This window comes from Ligilactobacillus sp., from assembly GCF_036846325.1.
Lineage (GTDB): Bacteria > Bacillota > Bacilli > Lactobacillales > Lactobacillaceae > Ligilactobacillus.
The window spans coordinates 14,600-19,189 of record NZ_DAIUCE010000017.1 but is presented as its reverse complement, the minus strand read 5'-3'; the positions used below and the strand labels follow the sequence as shown (position 1 = coordinate 19,189).

Here is a 4,590-nt window from a genome sequence, read left to right as displayed (position 1 = left end):
ATTGTATGGTTGCATCAGTTTAAATCTGAGAGGGGCGATTCTTAATGGTTACCTTGTATACTTCACCAAGTTGTACTTCTTGCCGTAAGGCACGTGCATGGTTGAAAGAACACAATATTCCTTACGCAGAGCGCAATATTTTTTCTGATCCGCTTAGTGTCGATGAACTGAAACAAATTCTTCAAATGACGGAGGATGGTACGGAAGAAATCATTTCAACGCGTTCAAAGGTTTATCAGGATTTGCATGTCAATATCGATGATTTGTCTTTGAAAGATTTGTTGGATTTGGTTCAAAGACATCCTGGCTTGTTGCGACGTCCGATTATCATGGATGAGAAGCGTCTGCAGGTCGGTTATAACGAGGATGAAATTCGTCGTTTCCTTCCGCGCGAAGTTCGTGCGTTGGAATTGCGCCGTGCCCGGGAATTGGCAGGTTTTTAACTGAGAATTCAATCAAGGCTGCCTTTTTGGGTAGCCTTTTCTTGTTTTTTTTGATATGATAATGGTTGCAACTTAATTCAATTGCAAGATTATCGAAAAGGAGGACGTCCCTATGGAAATGGAAAAAATCAATGACAATACGATTAGAGTGTTGCTTGAAAATGAAGATTTAACCGAACGAGGGATTACTGTTCTCGATTTGCTTGGCAATCAAAGTGAAATTGAAAGCTTCTTTTTCAGTATTTTGGATGAAGTGGATAAGGATCATGAATTTCGCAACAATGAGGCGGTGACGTTTCAATTGATGCCGAATCGCAATGGTTTGGAACTGTTGATTACAAAAAGTAATCCAAGCCAGGACAAGCCTGTTGATGATTCAATTAAAAATGATGGTTCGGAAAATCAGGATCCTGATGACTTTAACGACGGTACCGAGAACGGTGATGTCTTTACGAATGAGTTGGCTGATTACATACGCAGTCAGTTAGAGGATAAGGATAAAAAAGAATCCGGCATTCACTCAGCGGGAAATAAAACTGTTGACGATGACGGGGATGGAGTTTCTGGATATTTGAACGCAGAAGATGAGTCTCAAAAGCATTTTTTGGTAAATTTTGTTAATTTCGAAAACTTTATAGGTTTTGCGAGTGTTTTCCCATATAGCAACGTCGTATCAAATCTTTATGCATATGACGGGCAGTATTTTCTTGAATTGGTTTTCTTTGAATCAGAGATGACTCCAGATCAAGTCAAGGATGCCTTGTCTTTGGCATATGAGTATGGTGATCCCGTCAACTTCTCAGTTGACGTTGTTCGCGAACGCGGCAAGCTGATTATGGAACATGCAGCAATTGAAATTGCGCGTTACCACTTCAATCAATAAAAATAGAAATTTTTTGACGCCTCTTGCGCATTTACAATGTGTGGGGGTGTTTTTTTGTTATATGCTGCAGATGAAATGAAGAAATTGGTTTCAGCGACGGATGCCAGAACAAATCAGAATTATTATTGTCCCAGGATGCGGTGCGAAGCTTTATTTGAAAAAAGGTCAAAAAAAAGTTGTTCACTTTGCCCATTATAAGTCGACTTGCAGTTTATTTACGGAAGGCGAGACGGAGGCTCACTTGAAAGGAAAGAAACTTTTGGCAAAGTGGGAGGAAGAATTGGGCTATGAGGTTCAGCCGGAAGCATATTTAAGCGCTTTAAGACAACGTCCGGACGTTCTGGTAAAAAGACAAGAAAGAAATGATCTGGCGTTGGAGTATCAATGCGCTCCGATAACGGCTAAAAGACTCGTTGAACGTTCAAATGGCTACAGGAGCATTGGACTTAATTTCTTCTGGATTTTAGGTCAGAAATATAAGCTGGGAAAAAGCTTGACGAATTCTACGGCAAAATTTATTCGTTGGAATGCCTCGCTTGGCTTTTATTTGCTTTTTTTAGATCCAATCAATGAGAAGATTGAGATTGATTATGCGATTCAAAAAGCAGATTTTCTGCCGATCAGATATTTACGCGGGTATGTCAGGAATCTCAGAGAGCTGCGGGATTTTTTCAATCGAAATCATTCATGGAAAATGTATCGTCTCAGTGATGATCTGAGGGCAGAGCAGGTCAGGAAATTAGAAGCGAGACTTCATTTTTCAAAGGGAAAGATTAGAAAATTACAAATGGCTTGTTATGTCAATCGTGTTGACGCCAGGGAGTTGATTTGGAATTTGATATGCCCGCAGTACTATCAGCCTATTTACAGTGAAGAGTCTTGCTATTGGAAGTCAAGCTTGCTTTTGACTTTGTTTAGCAGCGAAACATTCAGCCTTAAGGGCGAATTTTCTAAAATTAAGCGTGAAAACTGTTATTTCATGCCGTTTGTTTCTTCAACGGATGCGATTTTAAAGGAAGATATCAGTCATGTCATAAAGAAAGCACGGATAAATACTGATAAATTTGAATTATGAGAAATTCAAAGCTTGATTTTTAATTCAAATATTAGTAGAATTTCAGTTGTCAGATTGATTTGATCAATTTGAGAATTGCACCATAGGGGGTAAGGAAATGGCTGAAGTAAAACAACTTCCAAAACGTGAAGAAGTTCCGGTTGAACTGACATGGGATCTTACGAAAATTTACGCTACGGATGCGGACTTTGAAACAGATTTTGCCAGAGTGAAAAAAGAAGCAGAGAGTTTCAGAAAGTATCAGGGCAGGCTTAAGGAAAATGGAGATATCTTGCTCGAAGCAATTGAGAAAATGTTTGCGATTCAAAGAAGACTTGAAAACGTTTATGTTTATGCAAGCATGAAGAACGATCAGGATACTGCCAATGCTGAAAACCAGGCCAAGAACGCAACCGTTCAGAAACTTGTGGCTGAAGTTTCAGAAAAACTTTCCTGGTTCCAACCTGAACTCCTGCATTTGACGATTGAAGAACTTGATGAAGCAAGGAAGCAGGCACCGGGACTTAATGAATATTCACAAAATCTCAGAGAATGGTTTGAGATGAAGGATCACGTCTTAAGCGACAGGGAAGAGGCGCTTCTTGCCGGTGCGAGCGACATTTTCAGCGCTCCTGAAAGCACTTTCGAAGTTTTGAACGATGCTGATTTGAAATTTCCTGTCATGAAGGATGAAAACGGTAATGACGTTGAGCTTTCAGAAGGAATTTACGGAACGTTGCTTGAATCAACGGATCGTCGCGTTCGCAAAGAAGCCTTCCAAAATTTGTATAAGGTTTATCGTCAGTTTCGTCATACGTTTGCAATGACGCTGTCCTCACATAACAGGACTGAAAATTACGTTGCCAAAGTCAGGAATTACTCGACGGCACAAGAGGCCGCTTTGGCAAACAATCACATCCCGGTTTCTGTTTATGATACGCTCATCAGGGTAACGAATAAGCATTTGCCTTTGCTGCATCGCTACGTTGCGCTCAGAAAGAAACTGCTCAATCTTGACGAGGTGCATATGTATGATCTGTATACGCCGATCACGGGCGAGCCGGCCCTCAAATATACGTATGATGAAGCTAAGGAAGAAGCATTGAAGGCATTGGCCGTTTTAGGCGACGATTATCTTTCTCATGTAAAAGAAGCCTTTGACAATCGCTGGATTGACGTTGTGGCAAATCAGGGTAAGCGTGGCGGAGCGTACTCTGGCGGAGCATATGATACTGCCCCGTATATTTTGCTCAATTGGCAGGATACGCTTGATAACTTGTTTACGTTGGTACATGAAATGGGTCATACGATTCACAGCTACTATACCCGTCATAACCAGCCTTACCAATACGGTGACTATTCAATTTTTGTTGCTGAAATTGCTTCAACGACAAACGAAAACCTATTGACGCAATATTTGCTTGATCATTTTGAAGACAAAAAGGTTAGAGCATATGTTTTAAATCACTATCTCGATGGCTTCAAGGGAACGGTTTTCCGCCAGACGCAATTTGCTGAATTTGAAAAATGGTCCCATGAACAAGATGCCGCAGGCAAGCCGCTGACTGCCGATGTTATCAGTAAGTACTATGGCGAGCTGAATAAGCGTTACTACGGTCCTGATATTTTCAATGACGATGAAATTTCGCTTGAATGGGCACGGATTCCTCATTTTTACTACAACTATTACGTTTATCAATATGCGACGGGATTTGCTGCCGCAACGACCTTGGCACAAAACATCCTGAATGACAATCCTGCTGATACGCAGGCATATCTGACGTATTTGAAGTCAGGATCGAGTGAATATCCAATTGACATCATGAAGAAAGCAGGCGTTGATATGACGAATGAAGAGTATCTTGAAAAAGCATTTGACGTCTTTGAAAAGCGATTAAATGAATTGGAAGAACTCATCGGTTGATGACGAGTAAAAAATAAGCTTGAAGGCATTTCCTTCAAGCTTATTTTTGTTTGAAAAGGGGATGAAGATTAGTATGAAGATTTTTCTTCAAAGCGCCGCGTGCATCATCGCAGATAAAGTCTTTAGGATCATTTGACAGGAGCAAATCTTCCAGGGCCTCCAAGGAATCGCAATCTTTGATGGAAAAACCGCAATCGTATCCGGCGAGGTTATAGACCACAAGCGTAGGGTGCGTTTGAACTTTTAAATCTGCTGCAAGCTTTTGATCTTGCTTGAAGCATTTAAC

The 4,590-nt window shown here is 40.8% G+C and carries 5 protein-coding genes; 4 read left to right on the top strand and 1 reads right to left on the bottom strand.

The window, feature by feature from the left end:
• The first annotated feature begins 44 nt into the window (after positions 1-44).
• The 4 genes from spxA (at position 45) to pepF (ending at position 4,304) form a co-directional block, all read left to right on the top strand.
• Entirely contained in the window at positions 45-443 is a 399-nt protein-coding gene (spxA, locus tag V7Z60_RS03140; protein WP_334116236.1) for a transcriptional regulator SpxA, read from the top strand.
• A 112-nt stretch (positions 444-555) separates the two neighbouring features.
• Positions 556-1,326, top strand: a complete 771-nt coding sequence (locus tag V7Z60_RS03135; RefSeq protein WP_334116234.1) for an adaptor protein MecA — start codon at positions 556-558, stop codon at positions 1,324-1,326.
• Between the two features lie 100 nt (positions 1,327-1,426).
• On the top strand, positions 1,427-2,401 hold the full coding sequence (locus tag V7Z60_RS03130) for a competence protein CoiA (protein WP_334116232.1): 975 nt from the start codon (positions 1,427-1,429) through the stop codon (positions 2,399-2,401).
• Between the two features lie 97 nt (positions 2,402-2,498).
• Positions 2,499-4,304 carry an oligoendopeptidase F gene (gene pepF / locus V7Z60_RS03125; RefSeq protein WP_334116230.1) on the top strand — a complete coding sequence of 602 codons (1,806 nt, stop codon included), beginning with the start codon at positions 2,499-2,501 and terminating at the stop codon, positions 4,302-4,304.
• Between the two features lie 40 nt (positions 4,305-4,344).
• On the opposite strand, the gene V7Z60_RS03120 is transcribed toward pepF, so the two are convergent.
• Positions 4,345-4,590 (bottom strand): DsbA family protein (locus V7Z60_RS03120; protein ID WP_334116228.1); only part of this gene is annotated, 246 nt, incomplete at its 5' end.

Coding starts and splice junctions, on each gene's coding strand:
- spxA (WP_334116236.1), top strand. CDS start 45: ATGGTTACCTTGTATACTTCACCAAGTTGTACTTCTTGCCGTAAGGCA.
- V7Z60_RS03135 (WP_334116234.1), top strand. CDS start 556: ATGGAAATGGAAAAAATCAATGACAATACGATTAGAGTGTTGCTTGAA.
- V7Z60_RS03130 (WP_334116232.1), top strand. CDS start 1,427: ATGCCAGAACAAATCAGAATTATTATTGTCCCAGGATGCGGTGCGAAG.
- pepF (WP_334116230.1), top strand. CDS start 2,499: ATGGCTGAAGTAAAACAACTTCCAAAACGTGAAGAAGTTCCGGTTGAA.